This window comes from Escherichia sp. AM3 (genome assembly GCF_032029835.1).
In the GTDB taxonomy this organism is placed as follows: Bacteria; Pseudomonadota; Gammaproteobacteria; order Enterobacterales; family Enterobacteriaceae; genus Escherichia; species Escherichia coli.
In genome coordinates this window covers 1-255 of sequence record NZ_JAVUPQ010001122.1, presented here as the reverse complement: position 1 = coordinate 255, position 255 = coordinate 1, and the positions used below count along the sequence as shown (strand labels likewise).

General features: G+C 62.0%; 1 protein-coding gene. It reads right to left on the bottom strand.

All coding sequences use genetic code 11. From position 1 onward, the window contains the following. A partial coding sequence (locus RTW80_RS29975; protein ID WP_312721801.1) for an MFS transporter occupies positions 1-255 on the bottom strand: 255 nt, incomplete at both ends.

The following is a 255-nucleotide window of genomic DNA, read 5'->3' as shown; positions in this document are numbered from 1 at the left end:
GGTCAGCACGCCGACGATACGCCATTGGTCGTTTTGCCAGATGTCGCGCAGATCTTCACGCATGGAGGTGGTGCTCGGCGGCACCTGGATGCGCTCTTTGGTGGTGAAGAAGCAGAACGCCAGCATCAGGAACGCGACCACCGACAGCACGGCGATCCCGCCCTGGAAGCCGAAGGCTTTGTCATCCCTGCCAATCAGGTTCACCAGCGGCATCATCAGCACCGTAGAGAGCATACCGCCCGCCGTCGCCAGCAC